Annotated in this window: 19 protein-coding genes; 11 read left to right on the top strand and 8 right to left on the bottom strand. The window is 66.2% G+C overall.

Going from position 1 to position 17797, the window contains the following annotated elements:
• Positions 1-13 precede the first annotated feature (13 nt).
• The 4 genes from GQY20_RS14025 to GQY20_RS14010 all read left to right on the top strand — a co-directional run bounded on the left by GQY20_RS14025 (position 14) and on the right by GQY20_RS14010 (position 2816).
• Complete coding sequence (locus GQY20_RS14025; RefSeq protein ID WP_157217728.1) at positions 14-418, top strand: PTS sugar transporter subunit IIA; 405 nt, start codon at positions 14-16, stop codon at positions 416-418.
• The gene (locus GQY20_RS14020; protein WP_157217727.1) at positions 415-687 is read left to right on the top strand and encodes an HPr family phosphocarrier protein; all 273 of its coding nucleotides are present in this window, start codon (positions 415-417) and stop codon (positions 685-687) included. The genes GQY20_RS14025 and GQY20_RS14020 overlap by 4 nt, the downstream gene beginning before the upstream one ends.
• A 90-nt stretch (positions 688-777) precedes the next feature.
• Positions 778-1581 carry a TrmH family RNA methyltransferase gene (locus GQY20_RS14015; protein WP_157217867.1) on the top strand — a complete coding sequence of 268 codons (804 nt, stop codon included), beginning with the start codon at positions 778-780 and terminating at the stop codon, positions 1579-1581.
• Complete coding sequence (locus GQY20_RS14010; RefSeq protein ID WP_157217726.1) at positions 1578-2816, top strand: hypothetical protein; 1239 nt, start codon at positions 1578-1580, stop codon at positions 2814-2816. Before GQY20_RS14015 ends, GQY20_RS14010 begins: the two co-directional genes overlap by 4 nt.
• Positions 2817-2860: 44 nt before the next feature.
• Here GQY20_RS14010 and GQY20_RS14005 read toward each other — a convergent pair whose 3' ends face one another.
• From GQY20_RS14005 to recR, 3 genes are all read right to left on the bottom strand, one after another.
• Complete coding sequence (locus GQY20_RS14005; protein ID WP_157217725.1) at positions 2861-4249, bottom strand: DNA recombination protein RmuC; 1389 nt, start codon at positions 4247-4249, stop codon at positions 2861-2863.
• A 135-nt stretch (positions 4250-4384) separates the two neighbouring features.
• Complete coding sequence (gene def, locus GQY20_RS14000; RefSeq protein WP_157217724.1) at positions 4385-4918, bottom strand: peptide deformylase; 534 nt, start codon at positions 4916-4918, stop codon at positions 4385-4387.
• Between the two features lie 66 nt (positions 4919-4984).
• Positions 4985-5581 carry a recombination mediator RecR gene (recR, locus tag GQY20_RS13995; RefSeq protein WP_157217723.1) on the bottom strand — a complete coding sequence of 199 codons (597 nt, stop codon included), beginning with the start codon at positions 5579-5581 and terminating at the stop codon, positions 4985-4987.
• Positions 5582-5634: 53 nt separating this feature from the next.
• Here recR and fmt point away from each other — a divergent pair, with 53 nt between their 5' ends.
• The 4 genes from fmt (at position 5635) to murJ (ending at position 9534) form a co-directional block, all read left to right on the top strand.
• Complete coding sequence (fmt, locus tag GQY20_RS13990; protein ID WP_157217722.1) at positions 5635-6540, top strand: methionyl-tRNA formyltransferase; 906 nt, start codon at positions 5635-5637, stop codon at positions 6538-6540.
• Complete coding sequence (truA, locus tag GQY20_RS13985; RefSeq protein ID WP_157217721.1) at positions 6537-7277, top strand: tRNA pseudouridine(38-40) synthase TruA; 741 nt, start codon at positions 6537-6539, stop codon at positions 7275-7277. Before fmt ends, truA begins: the two co-directional genes overlap by 4 nt.
• A gap of 138 nt (positions 7278-7415) precedes the next feature.
• Entirely contained in the window at positions 7416-7916 is a 501-nt protein-coding gene (secB, locus tag GQY20_RS13980; RefSeq protein ID WP_157217720.1) for a protein-export chaperone SecB, read from the top strand.
• Between the two features lie 40 nt (positions 7917-7956).
• Positions 7957-9534 (top strand): murein biosynthesis integral membrane protein MurJ, encoded by a 1578-nt coding sequence (murJ, locus tag GQY20_RS13975; RefSeq protein ID WP_157217719.1) that lies wholly within the window; start codon positions 7957-7959, stop codon positions 9532-9534.
• Positions 9535-9540: 6 nt separating this feature from the next.
• Here the strand turns inward: murJ and GQY20_RS13970 are convergent, their stop codons facing one another.
• Positions 9541-10770 carry a hypothetical protein gene (locus tag GQY20_RS13970; RefSeq protein ID WP_232476044.1) on the bottom strand — a complete coding sequence of 410 codons (1230 nt, stop codon included), beginning with the start codon at positions 10768-10770 and terminating at the stop codon, positions 9541-9543.
• Positions 10771-10797: 27 nt separating this feature from the next.
• On the opposite strand from GQY20_RS13970, the gene GQY20_RS13965 reads away from it, so the two are divergent.
• The 3 genes from GQY20_RS13965 (at position 10798) to GQY20_RS13955 (ending at position 13558) form a co-directional block, all read left to right on the top strand.
• On the top strand, positions 10798-11640 hold the full coding sequence (locus tag GQY20_RS13965) for a helix-turn-helix domain-containing protein (protein WP_157217718.1): 843 nt from the start codon (positions 10798-10800) through the stop codon (positions 11638-11640).
• An 84-nt stretch (positions 11641-11724) separates the two neighbouring features.
• A complete protein-coding gene (gene trpS / locus GQY20_RS13960) occupies positions 11725-12720 on the top strand; it encodes a tryptophan--tRNA ligase (RefSeq protein ID WP_157217865.1) in 996 nt (331 codons plus the stop codon).
• A 175-nt stretch (positions 12721-12895) separates the two neighbouring features.
• On the top strand, positions 12896-13558 hold the full coding sequence (locus GQY20_RS13955; protein ID WP_157217717.1) for a DUF4136 domain-containing protein: 663 nt from the start codon (positions 12896-12898) through the stop codon (positions 13556-13558).
• A gap of 206 nt (positions 13559-13764) precedes the next feature.
• Here GQY20_RS13955 and dnaA read toward each other — a convergent pair whose 3' ends face one another.
• From dnaA to GQY20_RS13935, 4 genes are all read right to left on the bottom strand, one after another.
• On the bottom strand, positions 13765-15120 hold the full coding sequence (gene dnaA, locus GQY20_RS13950) for a chromosomal replication initiator protein DnaA (protein WP_157217864.1): 1356 nt from the start codon (positions 15118-15120) through the stop codon (positions 13765-13767).
• A gap of 495 nt (positions 15121-15615) precedes the next feature.
• Positions 15616-15879, bottom strand: a complete 264-nt coding sequence (rpsT, locus tag GQY20_RS13945; RefSeq protein WP_157217716.1) for a 30S ribosomal protein S20 — start codon at positions 15877-15879, stop codon at positions 15616-15618.
• Between the two features lie 126 nt (positions 15880-16005).
• A complete protein-coding gene (mutM, locus tag GQY20_RS13940; protein WP_157217715.1) occupies positions 16006-16818 on the bottom strand; it encodes a bifunctional DNA-formamidopyrimidine glycosylase/DNA-(apurinic or apyrimidinic site) lyase in 813 nt (270 codons plus the stop codon).
• A 46-nt stretch (positions 16819-16864) separates the two neighbouring features.
• Positions 16865-17716 (bottom strand): metallophosphoesterase, encoded by an 852-nt coding sequence (locus GQY20_RS13935; RefSeq protein WP_157217714.1) that lies wholly within the window; start codon positions 17714-17716, stop codon positions 16865-16867.
• Positions 17717-17797: the final 81 nt, after the last annotated feature.

Here is a 17797-nt window from a genome sequence, read left to right as displayed (position 1 = left end):
TACGGGTGCAGGAATGATCGGATTGGTGCTCGTGACGCATGGCCGCCTCGCGGCGGAGTTCGTGACCGCGATGGAACATGTCGTCGGGCCGCAGCAGGACATAGAAGCCATCTGCATCGGCCCCGATGACGATATGGAGAGCCGCCGCGCCGATATCGCGCGGGCGGTCGCTGCTGTGGATAGCGGCAACGGGGTGATCCTGCTTACCGATCTGTTCGGCGGCACGCCGTCCAATCTCGCCATCTCGCTGATGGAGCCCGGCCGCGTCGAGGTGATCGCCGGCATCAACCTGCCGATGCTGATCCGGCTTGAAGGTGCGCGCAAGATGATGAAGGTTAAGGCCGCGGTGGCCGCCGCGCGCGAGGCGGGAAGGAAGTATATCTCCGTTGCGTCGGAAGTGCTGGGGGAGGCTGCATGAACGCCTTTGAGAAGACGGTTCTGATCAGCAACAAGCGGGGCCTCCATGCCCGCGCAAGTGCCAAGTTCGTAACCCTCGCCAGCGCGCAGCCCGCGTCGATCGAGGTCGAGAAGGATGGATCGCGCGTCGCCGGGACGTCGATCATGGGTTTGATGATGCTGGGCGCCGCGATGGGCGACACGGTGACGATCAGCGCGGCCGGCGAAGGTGCCGAGCAGGCGGTCTCGGCGCTCGCCCAGCTCGTCGAAGCCAAGTTCGGAGAAGATTGAGCAGGGCCGCCAGCGGCGATTGCATCTCGACATGGCCGTTGCAAACGGTAGTGAGGCGGGCTGTTCCGGCCGATCCTAGAGAGACCCGCCCTGCCCCGCCGTATCACCGCCTTTTCCAATACGCTCGTCAAACGGGTGCGATCGCTGCGCGACAAGAAGCACCGGCGCGAGGAAGGCCTTTTCCTGGCGGAAGGGCTGCGCATCCTCGCCGAGGCAGAGGAAGCGGGGCGCCTGCCCCATTTCATCTTCTATGCCGCTGAATCCGCGGGACATCCGCTCGTGCAGCGGCTTTCGGCTGCCGTCGAAGCACAAGGCGGCGAAGCAATCGAGACGGACAGGGACATACTGCACAAGCTGTCGGGCAAGGATAATCCGCAGACTGTGATCGGCGTCTATCCGGAGTTCGCGCAGCGGCTCGACGCCATCGACCGCAACGCCGCGGACATCTGGATCGTCGCCCAGTCGCTGCGCGATCCGGGCAATCTCGGCACGATCCTGCGCACGGGCGACGCGGTCGGCGCAGGCGGCGTGATCCTGGTCGACGATTGCGTCGATCCCTTCTCCGTGGAAGCCGTGCGTGCCTCGATGGGCGCGCTCTTTACCCAGCGCATCGCCCAGGCCCGCTGGCCGGAGTTCATCGCCTGGCTACGCGCCGGGCCGGGCCAACTCATCGGCACCAGTCTCAACACCAGCTTCGATTATCAGGAGCCGCGCTACGCGCCGCCCGCGTTCATCCTTGTCGGCAACGAACAGGCGGGTCTCCCGGCCGACTACGAGACGCAATGCGACATTCTCGTGAAGATTCCGATGCTGGGCAAAGCGGACAGCCTCAATGCCGCGGTGGCTACCGCAGTGATGGCCTATGAGGTCCGCAACCAGTGGCGCCGGCGATGACTGTCGCTCGGCCGAGCGACGGCCAGCCGGTCCGCAAACGCATCGTCGCCTTCCTGGCGGGCTTCGATGCGCGCGGCGCCACCTGGTATCACCACAGCTATATCGAGGAAGCCGCGCGGCAGGCGAAGATTTCCGGCCATTCGATCACGATCGGCAAGCGCCGCCAGCCCATGGCCGATATCGGCGCGTGGGATGTCCACGCGCGGATCGACGGTGTCGAGGTGGATACGCGCTACGAATTCTGGCGGTGGGACGACATCGTTCGCACCGAATGGGCGCGCGGCCATATCCGCGGCGTCACGCGCACGCTGGTCAGCGCGATCGACGGCGTCGTCAACGGCATCTACCGGCGAATGTTCGCCTGGTCCTGGCCCGTCGGGGTTTCGGCCGCGCTGCCTGTGATGTTCCTCGTCGCGGAGTTGCTCGCCGCACTGCTGCTGGTGACCATCGGCTATCAGATCGGCCTGCGCGGCGGCTGGGGCGCGACGGTCGCGAGCACCGCGCTCGGCGGGCTCGTGGCGGCGCTCTTGCTGCGCTGGGGACGCGCGATCGAGGCGCGTTACAATCTGAGCTGGCTCGGCCGGATCATCAGCTTCACCTCGCGCCACGCACGCGGCCGGGTTCCAGGCATTGTCGAGCGGCGGCGGCTCTTCGCGGAACGGCTGGTCTCCCACTGGCAGGCGGGCGAGGTCGACGAGATATTGCTGGTCGGCCACGGCCTCGGCGCGCAGATGGCCGTCTCGGTGCTGGCCAGCGCCCTGCGCGCCGCTCCGAATCTCGCTGCCAGCGGCCCGCGCATCGGCCTGCTCACCCTCGGCCAGACCATTCCCTGTCTCGCATGGCATCCAAATGCGCAATGGATGCGGGACGATCTGACCGAGGTGGCGGACAATCCCGCAATCGACTGGGTCGACATTTCGTCGCCGCGCGATTCGGTCTGTTTCGCGCTGACCGATCCCGTCACAGCGCTCGGCGAAGGCCATGCAGAGCGAACCAATCCGAAGATGATCAGCGCGCTCTTCCGCGAGGCGATGCCCGCGGAGGTCTATGCCCATGGCAACCATGACTGGGCGCGCATCCATTTCCAATATGTGATGGCGCGGGAAAAACCGTCGGTGCTGGATTATTTCGCGATCACCGCCGGGCCGCAAAGCCTGCACGATCGCTTTGCCGGCATGACCTCGATCCGCGACTTCACGCGCTTCCGGAGCACGAAGCTGCAGGCGGTGAGATAGATCGTCCCCATCCTCCCCAGCCCAGGCGAGGATGAAACGAGAGCCTATTCCGGCGCCGGCAGCAGCTCCGCCGCCGGCTCGCGGGCCAGCGCTTCCACGGCCTCGACGGATTCGAGTTCCTTCGAACCTGTCTCGACATTGAGCTCACGGAACCGGCGGGCGGAAACCAGCACACGGCCTTCGAAGCTCGAGACGAACTTGTTGTAATTGTCGACGGCGCTGTTGAGACCAGTGCCGACGCGCCGCAAATGGCCCGCGGCCACCGCCAGCCGATCATACATCTCCTTGCCCAGCGCGCCGATCGCCTTGGCCTCCTCGGCCAGCTTCTCCTGGCGCCACACGCTGGCGACGGTCCGCGCGATCGCGACGAGATTGGTCGGCGTGGCGAGCAGCACGCGCCGCTCGAACGCCCATTCCCACAGCGCCTCGTCCTGCTCCAGCGCGGCGGAAAGGAAATGTTCGCCGGGAATGAACATGACCACATAGTCGGCCGCCTCGCCGAACCGGTCCCAATAGGCCTTCTGGCCGAGTTGCGCGGCATGGGTGCGCAACGCCTGGGCATGGCTCTTGAGCAGAGCGACGCGTAGCGCCTCGTCCACCTGCTCGGCCGCGTCGAGATAGGCGTTGAGCGAGCATTTCGCATCGACGATCAGCTTGCGGCCGCCGGGCAGGCGGATCACCACGTCAGGACGCAGCCGCCCGTCCTCGGTCTCCACCGAAACCTCGGTTTGATAATCGGCATAAGGGGAAAGCCCCGCCTGCTCGAGCACATTGCGCAGCGACTGCTCGCCCCAGCGGCCCCGCGCCTTCGGGCTGGAGCGCAACGCGTTGACCAGCCGCGCGGTCTCGTCGCGCACCTGGCTCTGGCCGGTCCGGACATGCTCCACCGCCTCGCGCAGCCCGGCATAGCTGTCGATGCGTTCCTTCTCGACGCGCTGCAGCCCGTCCTCATAGCGCTTGAGCGTTGCCTCGACCGGGCTCAGCAGCGCCTTGAGCTGCGCTTCACTCTTCTCGCCGGCCTGGTGGAAGCGCTGGTCTGCCCGCTCCAGGAACTGACGCTGCGCCTCGCCGAGCAACCGGGCACCGACCTCGCCGAACTGGGCGGACAGCGCCTCGCGCGCATCGTTTAGCTGGCGGAGTTGCGCCTCGAACGCCTCCGCCCGCGCCTCCCTGTCGGCCATCAGAGCCGCGCGATCGGCATGGGCCGCCGCCGCCTCGGCCCGCACCGAAGCGAGTTCGGCCCGCAAGGTCGCAATATGCTTGGCCTCGCCCAGCGCGAGGTTGAGATCGGCCACCGCCTTCGACGCCTTCTCGCGCCACTCGTCGCGCTCCGCTCGTGCCATCTGCACGGCATTGCCCCACAGCAGCCAGCCGATAGCCGCTCCGGCGGCGATCGCAGCAAAAATGGCGAAGACGAGTATCAGGCTATCCATGCGTCACCCGGAAGAGGAACAGAGCAGGAACCTGCACCGCGGGCATGCGATTTGCAACGGCGTTGCGACGGGCACTCAGACGGCGCCCTCCTTCGATGCTCCCCGCACGGATCTCGCCCGGCGAGGTGGGGCGGTTCAGGCGGCGCGCTTCTGCCGACGGGCCTTGTCGAGCTTCTTCAAGAGCATGTCGCGCTTCAGGCGCGAAAGATGATCGATGAAGAGGATGCCTTCCAGATGATCCATTTCATGCTGCAGGCAGGTTGCGAGCATGCCCTCGATCCGTTCCTCATGCGCTTCGCCCTTCTCGTCCAGCCAACGCGCATGGATGACGGCGGGCCGTTCGACCTCGGCATATTGCTCCGGCACCGAAAGGCAGCCCTCATTGTAGACCGATAGCTCGCCGGACGGATCGAACAGCTCGGGATTGACGAAGACGAGCGGCTTGCGGATCGGCTTGCCCTCCTCGTCCTGCTCCTCCTGCAGGTCGATCACCAACACCCGCTTGGGAACGCCCACCTGGATCGCGGCGAGGCCGATGCCGGGCGCATCGTACATCGTCTCGAACATGTCGGCGATCAGGGCGCGCAATTCGTCGTCCACGCCGTCAACGGGCTTGGAAATGGTCCGCAGCCGGGGATCCGGCGCCTCGAGGATCGGCAAGATGGCCATGTTTCCCAGCTAGGCCACGCGCCTCGGCTTTTCAAGACAATCGCGCTTGGGAATACCCGAGAATAACTAGCTTACGGGCCGCCGCGCGCGCAGCGCCTGGGCCAGCGTCCCCTCGTCCAGATAGTCGAGCTCACCGCCCACGGGGAGGCCATGGGCAAGCTGGGTCAGCCGCACCGGGAAGCTCTCGATCCGCTCGGCGATATAATGGGCGGTGGTCTGCCCTTCGAGCGTCGCGTTCATCGCCAGCACCACCTCGTCTATGCCGCCCGCCGCCACGCGCCGGATCAGCGAATCGATCGCCAGATCCTCCGGCCTCACCCCCTCCAGCGCGGACAGCCGCCCGCCGAGCACATGGAAGCGCCCGGGAAACAGCCGCGCGCGATCCAGCGCCCACAGATCCGCCACCTCCTCGACGACGCAGAGCAGGCGCGCGTCGCGGCGCGGATCGGCGCAGATGGTGCAGGGATCGGTGGTGTCGACATTGCCGCACACATGGCAGGTGACGAGGCGCTCGTTCACCGCCTCCAGCGCGCGCAGCAGCGGCGCCATCGCCGCCTCGCGCTTCTTCAGCAGGTGTAGCACCGCGCGCCGCGCCGATCGCGGCCCGAGGCCCGGAAGCCGCGCCAGCGCCTGGGTCAGCGTCTCTATCTCTGGGGAAGCCATGGAGACCGAATAGGGGCTTGCGCCGCGCGCCGCCAGCGTTTCAAGGGAGCGCCATGCGTATCGCCTTCATGGGAACCCCCGATTTCGCGGTGCCGACGCTGGATGCGCTGGCCGCCGCCGGGCACGACCTTGCCGCCGTCTATTGCCAGCCGCCCCGCCCCGCCGGCCGCGGCAAGGCGCTGATGCCGTCGCCCGTGCAGAAGCGAGCCGAAGCGCTCGGCATCCCCGTGCGAACCCCGCTCAGCCTCAAGGGCGAAGCCGAGCAGACCGCATTTGCCGCGCTCGCGCTCGATGTCGCGGTGGTGGCGGCCTACGGCCTGATCCTGCCACAGGCGATCCTGGATGCGCCACGTCACGGCTGCATCAACGTCCATGCCTCGCTGCTGCCGCGCTGGCGCGGCGCGGCGCCGATCCACCGTGCGATCCTGGCCGGCGATGCCGAGACCGGGGTCACTATCATGCAGATGGAACGCGGGCTCGACACCGGGCCGATGCTCCGCGTCGATCGCTGCCCGATCGACCGTCAGACCGGCGGCACGCTCACTGCAGCCCTCGCCCATATGGGTGCGCGGCTGATGGTGGAGACGCTCGCGGAGCTCGACAGGATCACGCCGCAGCCCCAGCCCGAAGAGGGCGTCACTTATGCCGCGAAGATCGCCAAGGCTGAGGCGCGGCTGGATTTCGCCGCCGGCGCGCTGCAGGCGGAACGGCAGGTACGCGCCTTCAACCCGGCGCCCGGCGCCTTCTTCGAATGGCAGGGGGAACGGATCAAGCTGCTCGCCGCCGAGGTGGAGCCCGGCACGGGCGAGCCCGGCACGGTGACCGACGACGCGCTCGGCATCGCCTGTGGCGACGGCATCCTGCGGCCCACCCTCGTCCAGCGCGCCGGGCGCGGCGCGATGACCCCGGCGGACCTGCTGCGCGGCTTTGCCATTCCGGCCGGCGCGCACCTCTCATGACGCGGTTCCGCCTGACTGTCGAATATGACGGACGGCCTTTCATGGGCTGGCAGCGCCAGGCGCATGGCCCGAGCGTGCAGCAGACGATCGAGGACGCCGCCTTCACGATCACCGGCGGGGAAACGACCGTCCACGCCGCCGGGCGGACGGACGCCGGCGTGCATGCCGAGGCGATGGCCGCGCATGTCGACATTTCCCGCGACATCGCCCCCTTCCGCCTGATGGAGGCGCTCAACGCGCGGTTGCGCCCTGCTCCGGTCGCGATTCTCGCCTGCGAGCCAGTAGCGGACGACTGGCATGCGCGTTTCTCCTGCATCGGCCGGCGCTATGTCTATCGGATCGTCAACCGGCGTGCCCCGCTCGCGCTGGAGGCCGGCCATGCCTGGCGCATCGCCGCGCCGCTCGATGCCGAGGCGATGCATGCTGCCGCACAGATCCTCGTCGGCCGTCACGATTTCACCACCTTCCGATCGGCCCAGTGCCAGGCGGACAGCCCGGTGAAGACGCTGGACCGGCTGGAGGTGACGCGTGACGGCGAGACCCTCGCCATTCGCGCGGCGGCGCGCTCCTTTCTCCATCACCAGGTGCGCTCGATGGTCGGCTGCCTCGCGCTGGTCGGTCAGGGCAAGTGGAGCGCGCAGGATCTGCGCGACGCGCTGGAGGCGCGCGATCGCAGCGCGCTCGGCCACAATGCGCCGCCGGATGGCCTATTCTTCGCGGGCGCGGTCTATCCCTGAAGCACAGCGTCAACCCTTCTTCCGCAAGCGAGAGACAGGGCCAGCGATCGCATCCGCCATTGCCCTGCCCCCATGCGCCTGCTAGGCGCGCGGGCCAGTGACGGCCGGGGGGCCGATCGAACAACGGGAACAGCCAGCATGGCCGAAGAAGAAGGTTTCGTGACGAGCAACATCGGCGCCAATGGCGAGGACAATCTGCCGGAAGTCGGCCTGATCGCTCAATATGTGAAGGATCTCTCCTTCGAGAATCCGAACGCCCCCGCCGTCTTCCAGTGGCAGGGCCAGCCCCGCATCGACGTGCAGTTCAACATCGCCTCCTCACAGGTGGGCGAGGATGTGCACGAGGTGGTGCTGAAGATCGAAGTGTCGGCCGCCGCCGCGGACAAGACCGCCTTCCACGTCGAGCTCAGCTATGGCGGCCTGTTCGGCTTGCGCAACATCCCGCTCGAGCAGATTCAGCCCTTCCTGCTCGCCGAAGCCCCGCGCCTCCTCTTCCCCTTCGCTCGCCGCGTGGTCGCCGATGCGGTGCGCGACGGCAACTTCCCGCCGCTGATGCTGGAGCCGATCGATTTCGGCGCCCTCTACATGCAGCAGGCCGAGCAGCAGCTCGCCAACTCCGAGCCCGTCGGGGAAGCCTGAGCTTCTATCGGACCAGGCCAAAGCCGATCACCCGCCCGGCATGAGCCTGGTCCGCAACACCTTCACCATCGGCGGGCTGACCCTGGTCAGCCGCGTGCTCGGTTTCGTGCGCGACATGCTGATGGCCCGCTTCGTCGGCGCCGGCTTCGCGTCCGACGCGTTCCTGATCGCCTGGCGGCTGCCCAATCTCTTCCGTGCGCTGTTCGCGGAAGGCGCCTTCTCGGCCGCCTTCGTGCCGATGTTCAATCGCACGGTGGCCGAGGGCGACGCGGAACGGCCCGGCGAAGGGCTGCCGAACGGGCTGCGCTTCGCCGAGAATGTGCTGTCGGTGCTGTTTCCGATTCTCGTCGGCTTCACCGCATTGATGATGATGGCCGCCGGCCCGATCGTCTGGGCGATGACGGGCGGCTTTCCCGACGGGGGCCCCGAAAAATTCGCGCTCGCCGTCGAATATACGCAGATCACCTTTCCTTATCTGATGCTGATCAGCCTGGTCTCGCTGCTCGGCGGCATCCTGAATTCGGTGAACCGTTTCTGGGTGAATGCCGCAGCGCCGGTGCTACTCAACGTCTGCCTGATCGTCGGGCTACTCTTCTTCCGCGGGCATAGCGACACTGATACGGCGCGCACGCAGGCGATCGCAGTCACCATCTCCGGCGCCATGCAGCTGCTCTGGCTGATCTGGGCATGCCGGCAGGCCGGCATCGTCCTCCGGCTGCGCCTGCCCCGGCTCAACCCTGAGGTACGCCAGCTGCTCAAGCTGATCTGGCCGGCCGCGCTCGGCGCCGGTGCGGTACAGTTCAACCAGCTGATCTCGACGACGCTCGCCGCCCGCTTCCTGCCGCAAGGCTCGGTCTCGGCGCTCTATTATGCCGATCGGCTCAGCCAGCTCCCGCTCGGGCTGATCGGCATCGGCGTCGGCACGGCCATGCTGCCGACGCTTTCGCGCCAGCTCGCCGGCGGCGATGCCAAAGCGGCATTGAACACGCAGAATCGCGCGATCGAACTCGTGCTGCTGCTCACCCTGCCCGCTGCGGCCGCGCTTGTGGTGAGCGCCACGCCGATGATCCGCGCGCTGCTGCAGCATGGCGTTTTCACGGCGGCGAACACCATCGCGAGCGCGCAGGCGCTGGCGGCCTATTCGCTCGGTCTGCCCGCCTATGTCCTGATCAAGGTACTCACTCCCGGCTTCTATGCCAGGGCCGACACCAAGACGCCGGTGCGGATCGCGCTCGTCGCCATGCTGGTCAATCTCGTCGGGAACCTGATCCTGATCTGGCCGCTCGCCCATGTCGGCCTGGCGCTTTCCATCTCGATCTCCGCCTGGGTCAATGCCGGGCTGCTCTACTGGACGCTGCATCGGCGAGATCATTTCCGCAGCGATGCCCGGCTGCGTTCGCGCACGGCGCGTCTCGCGCTCGCCACGATCGCGATGGCGGCGGTGCTGCTGCTGCTCAATCCGTGGATCGATCCCTATATGCACGGCGCCTTCCTGCGCCGCGTTATCGGCCTCGGCGTGCTCGTCGGTATCGGTGGCACGGTCTATTTCGTCATGGCCTTCGTCACCCGTGCATTCTCCATCGCCGAGTTGAAGAGCCAGCTTCGCCGGGGACGCTGAGCCCGGCTATCCTGGGAGCGGCGCCAGATCGGCCCGCTTCACCACCTGGCACCGCGGAATGGGGTGCGCATCGGCGCTCACCCATCGCCACATGATCGCGCCGCAGCGATGCCCGGCGGTTTCGACATAATTCCACCCCGCCATCGGCTGGTGCGACAGCAGGATACGCACGCGGCCATCCGCTTCCGGCCTGGCGGTGCGGTTGTTGTGGTGGATCTGGAAGTGGCGATAGTCGAGCGACTCGTCCCAATAGTTATTCACCTGCACGTTCCAGTAGCGGCAGGCCGGAACCTCGCTCTCGATGAGCAGCGCCTCGTCCGGCTCCAGCGTCCAATAGCCCCACAGGTAGAAGATGGCCGGATCGCCGCCGATGCGGCGCCATTCCGCCTGGTCGATCTCGCTGAAGCGGTTGGGCTGTTCCTGGAAACGGACCATCCAGTCTGCGAAGACGCCCGCGGTCACATCGACAAACGCCGCGGTCTTCTCCAGCGCCGCTGCGAGCGTTGCCGCCGCCAACGGCCGAGGCCGCACCGGCCCGTCCAGGCAGGCGATCGTCATTTCGGCCGGGATGCGCCCCGTCCGCGGCCCATGCGTCTCGCGCACCAGCAGCATCGAGCTGGCTTGCGTCATCGGCAGCCAGTTGCCGGGCTGCGGATCGCGCGCCACGATGAGCTCGAATCGCCCGTCCGCATCCACCGCCATCGCGCCGATGTCGATCTCGCCGGTCGAGAGGATGTCGCCGTCCGCGGACAATCCGTCGGCCTTGGTGCCGAAGCTCAGCAGTTCGGCATTGCCTAGCCGGCCGGTGATCCGGTAGCGTCGGTCGCCCGAGATCACCGCGTTGCGATAGACATTGTCCGGATTGTCGCTGCCGATCTTTATCGTCTCGTGCGAGAGCGCGTAGAAGACCGGGAAATCCGGATCGGCGAATTCGACCGATCGCTCCAGCCCGGCACGCAGCAGCCGCGTGAGATAACGATAGCCTTCCGCCCGATCGAGATCCGCCGCCGGCGCCTCCGGACGCAGCACGGTCCGTCCGGCCACCTTGAGCCGGTCACAAAAGGCCGCCCAGGCCGCCTCCAGATCGGTGTCTTCCTGCATATCGCGCTCCTCGATGGTGGCCCCTGCTGCACGCGGAAGATGCCCCGCGCCAAGCGAGGGCACGGCTTCGCGTCCGGCCGCGGCAAATTCGTCCGCCATGATGAAAAGCCGCGCTGCCGGCGAGCGGCCGGCCATGCTAGAGTGACTCGCGGGAGAGAGCAGATGATCCCAGGCTGGGAGATCGAGACGGCGGTCAACGCCGGCGGCACGACCGTAACGATCGCATCGCACGATCCGGTCAGCGGCGCCTCGCGTCGGCACAAGGCGCATGAGCTTAGCATCGGCATGTTCGCCGACGACGGCCCGGCGAGCAGCATTGGACGCTTCCATCCCCAGCTCGGTACTGCTTTCCATCCGTTCGGCCGGCTGGTCGTCGTGCCCGGCGACGTCGAGCTGGAGGTGCGCATCGCCGCGGAGTCGCGCCGCCGCATGATCTGGTGCCGCTTCGATCGGGATCGGATCGCCCTGCCCCACCTGCCCGGCCTCGACACCCCCTTCATCCCCGACATCTTCTTCGATCTCGGCTCGCGCTCGGTCGCCGGCTATGTCCGCATGCTGGCCGAGGAGGCACGCATGCCGAAACTGGCCTCCGACGCCCGCATCGCCGCCCTGTCCGTGCTCACCCTGATCGAGGTCGCCCGCGTGGCGGAGGCCGAAGCCGGCAAGCTGCAACGTGGCGGCCTTGCCCCATGGCAGCTGCGCCGCATCAGGGCCGAGATCGAGGCACGGTACGGAGCCGTTCCGATTTCGGCGTTGGCCGCTCTGTGCGGGCTGAGCGAGCGGCACTTCCGCCGTGCCTTCCGGCAGAGCACGGGCCTGACCGCCGGCGCCTATCTGCGCGAGCGACGGCTGGCCGCGGCAGAGCAGCTGCTTTGCGAGACGCGGCTGTCCATGGCCGCCATCGCCGACCGGCTCGGGCTCAGCGGCCCCTCCACCTTCACCGCGCTCATCCGCGACGCCCACGGCATGACACCGAGCGACTTCCGGCGGCAACGGCGGAGATAGCAGCGGCGGCCTTTTCGCGCCCGCGCGAACAGCGCCAATCTTGACGAACCCCCGTCCATCCGCGAGACGCGCACCACTATGACCATGCGCACCGTCTCCGGCATCCAGCCCACCGGCAACCTGCACCTCGGCAACTATCTGGGCGCGATCCGCAATTGGGTGCGCATGCAGGACGATGCCGGCCAGTGCCTGTTCTTCCTGGCGGATCTGCACGCGATCACCGTCTACAACGATCCGGCCGCGCTGGCCGCCAATGTGCGCGGCATGGCGGCAGCGCTGATTGCGGCCGGCATCGATACCGATCGCGCCATCCTCTTCAACCAGGCGCGCGTGCCCGCCCATTCTCAGCTCGCCTGGATCCTCAACTGCACGGCCCGCATCGGCTGGCTGAACCGCATGACCCAGTTCAAGGAGAAATCCGGCAAGAATCGCGAGGGCGCGAGCGTCGGCCTCTATGCCTATCCGGTGCTGCAAGCCGCGGACGTGCTGCTCTACCAGGCAACCCATGTGCCGGTCGGAGAGGATCAGAAGCAGCATCTGGAGCTGGCGCGCGATATCGCGACCAAGTTCAACACCGATTTCGGAGTCGAGCTGTTCACGCTGCCGGAACCGATCATCCCGCCGGCGGCCGCGCGGATCATGTCGCTGCGTGACGGCACGGCGAAGATGTCCAAGTCCGATCCATCGGACATGAGCCGAATCAATCTCACCGACGATGCCGACACCGTCGCGCAGAAGATTCGCAAGGCGAAGACCGATCCGGAGCCGCTGCCGGAAGACTCCGCGCTGCTCGAAGGCAGGCCCGAGGCACGCAACCTCGTCGGCATCTATGCCGCTCTCGCGGACGAGAGCGTGTCGCAAGTGCTGGAGCGCTTCGCCGGCCAGGGATTCGGCGCGTTCAAACCGGCGCTGGCCGATCTGCTGGTGGAGACGCTGCGCCCGATCAAGACGCGTCTCGATGCCTTGCTCGCCGATCCGGCAGAGCTCGACGCGCTGCTGGAGAAGGGCGCTGCGCGTGCGAGGGAGCTGGCCGCGCCGACGCTCGATGCCGCCCATCGCGCACTCGGCCTCTCCGGCTGAGACCGGTCCGAATGAAGGCGCTCGGAGGCTGCGGAGCTCCAATCGTCGCGGATCATTCGACACGGGCCGCATAAGCCCTTGACTGTTCATCTATTGTTCAAACCCCGTTCAGGTGCCGATTGCGATAGAAGCAATCGTTCCTATATCCGGGTATCCGCCCGAGAGGTCGCAAGCCATGGCACTGAACAAGAAGATCTTTTCTCTCGCTGCTCCGGTAGCGCTGCTGGCCCTCTCGGCTTGCGCCACCCCGTTCCAGGCGGACGTTGCCCGGTTCCAGGCAATGCCGGCCCCGCAAGGCCAGAGCTTCGTCATCCAGCCGGCCAATCCGGCAAATGAAGGTGGCCTGGAATTCGCACAATATGCAGCGATCATCGCGCAGCGGCTGACCAGCCAGGGCTATGCTCAGGCGAGTGATCCGAAGAGCGCCACGCTGGTCGTGATGGTCGATTATGGCGTCGATCACGGCGTCGAGAAGATCCAAACCACCCCTGGCTTCGGACCCGGGCCCGGCTGGGGAGGCTGGGGCTGGGGTCGTCCTTATGGTTGGGGTGGCTGGGGCGGCTGGCGCGGCCGTTATTATATGGGCTGGGGTGATCCCTTCTGGGGCTGGGACTATCCGGACGTGTCCAGCTACACCGTCTATACCAGCCACCTAGACATGCAGATCAAGCGCACCGTCGATGGCCAGAGCCTCTTCGAAGGCCACGCCAAGGCTCACTCGCGCGGTGACAAGCTGACCGAGCTGGTTCCGAATCTGGTCGAAGCGATGTTCACGAACTTCCCCGGCCGCTCGGGCGAAACGGTGAAGATCACCATCGCGCCGCCGGACAAGAAGTGAGAATGCTGCTCCCTGCGCCTGCCGCAGGGAGCACGGCATGGGATGCGCGCTTCATCGGAGCTGAACGGGGTTGAGCTTAGCGAGGAAGGGCTGCGACCGCGTCGGTAGGCAGCGCCGCTACGCCGCCTCCCTATCGACCGATACTGAATACCTTCAGCGTTGATTGATGTGCCGACGCGATGAATGCGTCCGGCTGAAAAGCCCGATCAGCCCTCAAGCTGGCGCATCAGCAGGCGGACGTCGGCGTCCAGTTCTGCGTCGCTCTGGCGGAGCTTCTCGATCTGACGGACGGCGTGAATCACCGTCGTATGGTCGCGGCCGCCGAATCGCCGGCCGATCTCGGGCAGCGAGCGCGGTGTGAGCTGCTTGGCGAGATACATGGCGATCTGCCGCGGCCGTGCCACTTCCCGCGCGCGGCGTGCGGACGACATTTCGGCCTGGCGGATGCGATAATGATCGGACACGCGGCGCTGAATCTCGTCGATCGTGATGCGACGCTGATTGGCGCGGAGCAGATCGGCAAGCGTTTCCTCGGTGAACGCCATGTCGATCTCGCGGCCGGTGAGCAGCGCATAGGCGACGACGCGGTTGAGCGCGCCTTCCAGCTCGCGGACATTGGCGCTGATCCGCCGCGCGAGGAACATCACCACCTCGTGCGGCACCCGGGCCTCGGGCATCGCCTCGAGCTTCTTCACCAGAATGTTGAAGCGCAGCTCGAAATCGGCGGGATTGACGTCCGCCACCAGCCCCCAGGTGAGACGAGATTGAATCCGGCTCTCGATTCCCTCAAGATCCTGCGGCGATCGATCTGCGGTGATCACCAGCCGCTTCTTGGCGCTGATGATCTCGTTCATCGTGTGGAAGAATTCCTCCTGGGTGGAATCCTTGCCCGAAATGAACTGCACGTCGTCGATCATCAGCACGTCGGCCGCACGCAGCCGGGCCTTGAAGCTGTAGGTGTCCTTCGCCCGCATCGCGGAGACGAACTCGAACATGAACTTCTCGGCGGACATGTAGATCACGCGCGAGCCCGGCTGGCGCCGCAGCCATTCCTGCCCGATCGCATGCATGAGATGCGTCTTGCCGAGGCCGGTGCCGCCGTGGAGGAAAAGCGGATTGAACGCCAGCGCCCCGCCCTCGGCCAGCGTGCGCGCGGCATTATAGGCCAGCTCGTTCGCCTTGCCGACGACGAAGCTGTCGAAGCTGTAGCGCGCCTCGAACGGCGAAGGCTCAGCGGAGACCGGCGCGGCGGGCGCCGAAATGATCTCGACCGGCTTCGTCGGCTCGGCATCTTCATCCCGCTCGATCGACGCTATCAACGGACGAGCCGATTCCGCCGCAGCCTCGATGGTCACATAACGCACGAGCGGGAGCATGGCACGCCAGGCAGCGCGAATCTGCTCGGCGAAATGGGTTTCGACCCAGTTCGCCATGAATTCGGAGGGCAGCGTCAGCCGCACTGTGCCGCTCTCGGCATCGAAGCCTTCGAGCTTGATCGGCTTCAGCCAGCCGTCGAAGGTCCGCACGCCGCAGCTTCGCTTGAGCTCGGCCCGGATCGCCATCCAGGCCGCATCGAGAGGCGAAGCCTCGGATCCGGCGCCTTCCGGCCCCTCGAAAACACAATCAGGCTTCACCGTTTGCGCCACTCAACAGCCCCCCTCTCCCCGGCAAGCACCATGCCCCCGAGAGACGCGAACACTCATCCGTTGCGCTACGGAGCCCCCGCAGTCGCTCTATACCCACCATGATCGATGCTTTGCCGGACCGGAGAGATTCGCCTGTCCGATGCAGTCTTTTAGGGAGAGATTTCGGCCCCGATCAAGGGGACAAAAAGTCACGGAACTGAAATATAGCTGTTGACAGCAACTAACGGCGAAAGTGCGTCGAGATGCCCATTAAATACATGATCTAAAAGGAAAATTTCTCAATCGGCCCAAAAGCCGAGCCGCAACGAATCGTGGATTATCCACAACATCCCGCAGTGCACATGACAGAAAACCCGCCGGGGAAAACTCCCCGGCGGGCTGCCTTAAATTTGTAACCCAGGTTGCGGCGGCTCAGGCGAGCGACGCGACGGCCTTCGTCAGGCGCGAAAACTTGCGCGATGCCGTGTTGCGATGAAGCACGCCCTTGGACACGCCACGCTGCAGCTCAGGCTGAACCGACGCCAGGGCAGCGACGGCAGCCGTCTTGTCGCCGGCGTTGATCGCGGCTTCGACCTTCTTCACGAAGGTCCGGATACGGCTCACGCGCGCACCGTTGATGTCGGCGCGGCGATTGTTGCGACGGATGCGCTTCTTTGCTTGCGGCGTATTCGCCATGCTCGTCCTCGGATGCTTGAAATAAAAACGGCGCGGAAAACCGCACCGGCACGGCGGGCGATCTACACAGAGATGGCCGCCCGGTCAACCTGAACCGTAACGGTATTGAAAAAGCCCGGCGTCGGTTCACCGCTGGCACTTTTCGCAGAAGAATGTCGATCGCCCGCTATCTACCCGGCGCGCGACCGGCCGGCCGCACAGGCAAGGCTCGCCTTCCCTTCCATAGACTCGCCATTGCTTCGAAAAATAGCCGAGCTCGCCGTCGGGCCGCGCATAATCCCGCAGCGTCGAACCTCCGGCGTCGATCGCCGCTTCGAGCACCGAGCGGACCGAGCCCACCAGCGAATCGAGCTTTGCGCGCGAGATACTGCCGGATTCGCGCGTCGGCGCGATCTTGGCCATGTGGAGCGCCTCGCAGACATAGATGTTGCCCAAGCCCGCCACGATACGCTGATCGAGCAGCATGGCCTTGATCGGCGCGATCCGCCCTTCCAGCCTGCCGTGCAGATAGCGACCGGTGAAATCCGGCCCAAGCGGCTCCGGCCCCAGTGCCGCAAATGGCGCGAACGCAGGAAGCGCAGCCGTCTCGATAAGATCGAGCGAGCCGAAGCGGCGCGGATCGCACAGTGCCAGCCGCCGCCCCGCCGCCGTCTCGATCAGCAGATGATCGTGCGTGCCGATATCTCCCGGATCGACTCGCCATCGCCCTGACATGCCGAGATGGAAGATCAGCGTATCGCCGCGATCAGTGTCGATCAGCCCATATTTGGCGCGACGCGAGAGGCCGGTGACGGCGGCGCCGGTCAACCGCTGGCGCAGATCCTCAGGAATGGCGCGGCGCAGATCCGCACGGCGCGGCTCGACGCGAGTCAGACGCGCGCCATCCAATACGCTGCGCAGGCCGCGGACGGTGGTTTCGACTTCGGGAAGCTCGGGCATCCTTCGTAGCTAATGCGAAGCGACGCCGGATTGAAGCCCTCCGCGCTCAGTCCCCCCGCCCCTCTGCCATCAGCGTCGCGACCAACGGCTGCATCCGGACATCGTAGCGTGCAAGCGTCACATGATCCTCGGCCACGTCGAAATGGCTGACCAAGCGGTCGCCGGTCCACAGATGGAGCGCGAAGGCTGGCGGATCGGCGACGATCATCGCCCGGTTGTCCGGCCGGTCCGCATCGATGGTCGACAGATCCAGAGCCACCTGCGGCGCACTGGACGCACAGACCGTCAGCACCCGTCCCTCCCAGATGGTCGTCATCTGCCGGTGGATATGACCGCACAGCATACCCACGATATTATGCGCACCGGAGAGCGCATCGCGCAGCCGCACGATCCAATGTTCATCCGGCAGGCTTGTCATCCAGCCGATGCCGGTCTCGACCGGAGGATGATGCAGCACCAGCACGGTGGGCCGCTCCGGCTCATCGGCGATGCGCTCCTTCAGCCAGCGCGCGCGCGCCGGGCAATAGCCGCCGCCATGGCGCCCCTCCTCCAGCGTATCCAGCACGAGGATGCGCAGCGGCCCGGCATCCAGCCCATATTGCAGGAATCCGTCCGGCATCTCGAAATCGGGGAATATCCGCCGGAATGACGCCCGCGCGTCATGATTGCCGAGGCAGGGAAAGACCGGAATCTGGCAGCCGTCCAGCGCGATCCGGAGCCGCCGGTAGGAATCGACGTCGCCGCGATCGACCAAATCGCCGGAGGCGATGATCAGATCCGGCCGCCGTTCCATCTCCTCGAAGGTACGCAGCACGCGATCAAGGCGTTTGCGGTTGAACTCCGCAGGATTGTCGGGTTCGAAGCCCAGGTGGATGTCCGTGATCTGTGCGATCAGCATATCAGACGTCCATGCCCCCATCTCCCCCGGAAAGAAAGGAATCCCCATTTCCCATCTCCGTCAAGCGCGCTCGAAGCGTGC

This window comes from Flavisphingomonas formosensis, from assembly GCF_009755815.1.
Lineage (GTDB): Bacteria > Pseudomonadota > Alphaproteobacteria > Sphingomonadales > Sphingomonadaceae > Flavisphingomonas > Flavisphingomonas formosensis.
The sequence above is the reverse complement of the archived record's forward strand: the minus strand, read 5'-3'. Positions and strand labels throughout refer to the sequence as shown.

Bases quoted from the DNA above. Each gene is read 5' to 3' on its own strand.
- GQY20_RS14010 (WP_157217726.1), top strand. From the start codon at position 1,578: ATGACTGTCGCTCGGCCGAGCGACGGCCAGCCGGTCCGCAAACGCATC.
- GQY20_RS14025 (WP_157217728.1), top strand. From the start codon at position 14: ATGATCGGATTGGTGCTCGTGACGCATGGCCGCCTCGCGGCGGAGTTC.
- murJ (WP_157217719.1), top strand. From the start codon at position 7,957: ATGAGCCTGGTCCGCAACACCTTCACCATCGGCGGGCTGACCCTGGTC.
- GQY20_RS14005 (WP_157217725.1), bottom strand. From the start codon at position 4,249: ATGGATAGCCTGATACTCGTCTTCGCCATTTTTGCTGCGATCGCCGCC.
- fmt (WP_157217722.1), top strand. From the start codon at position 5,635: ATGCGTATCGCCTTCATGGGAACCCCCGATTTCGCGGTGCCGACGCTG.
- GQY20_RS13965 (WP_157217718.1), top strand. From the start codon at position 10,798: ATGATCCCAGGCTGGGAGATCGAGACGGCGGTCAACGCCGGCGGCACG.
- def (WP_157217724.1), bottom strand. From the start codon at position 4,918: ATGGCCATCTTGCCGATCCTCGAGGCGCCGGATCCCCGGCTGCGGACC.
- rpsT (WP_157217716.1), bottom strand. From the start codon at position 15,879: ATGGCGAATACGCCGCAAGCAAAGAAGCGCATCCGTCGCAACAATCGC.
- mutM (WP_157217715.1), bottom strand. From the start codon at position 16,818: ATGCCCGAGCTTCCCGAAGTCGAAACCACCGTCCGCGGCCTGCGCAGC.
- truA (WP_157217721.1), top strand. From the start codon at position 6,537: ATGACGCGGTTCCGCCTGACTGTCGAATATGACGGACGGCCTTTCATG.
- dnaA (WP_157217864.1), bottom strand. From the start codon at position 15,120: ATGGCGATCCGGGCCGAGCTCAAGCGAAGCTGCGGCGTGCGGACCTTC.
- secB (WP_157217720.1), top strand. From the start codon at position 7,416: ATGGCCGAAGAAGAAGGTTTCGTGACGAGCAACATCGGCGCCAATGGC.
- GQY20_RS13970 (WP_232476044.1), bottom strand. From the start codon at position 10,770: ATGGCCGGCCGCTCGCCGGCAGCGCGGCTTTTCATCATGGCGGACGAA.
- GQY20_RS14020 (WP_157217727.1), top strand. From the start codon at position 415: ATGAACGCCTTTGAGAAGACGGTTCTGATCAGCAACAAGCGGGGCCTC.
- recR (WP_157217723.1), bottom strand. From the start codon at position 5,581: ATGGCTTCCCCAGAGATAGAGACGCTGACCCAGGCGCTGGCGCGGCTT.
- GQY20_RS13935 (WP_157217714.1), bottom strand. From the start codon at position 17,716: ATGCTGATCGCACAGATCACGGACATCCACCTGGGCTTCGAACCCGAC.
- trpS (WP_157217865.1), top strand. From the start codon at position 11,725: ATGCGCACCGTCTCCGGCATCCAGCCCACCGGCAACCTGCACCTCGGC.
- GQY20_RS13955 (WP_157217717.1), top strand. From the start codon at position 12,896: ATGGCACTGAACAAGAAGATCTTTTCTCTCGCTGCTCCGGTAGCGCTG.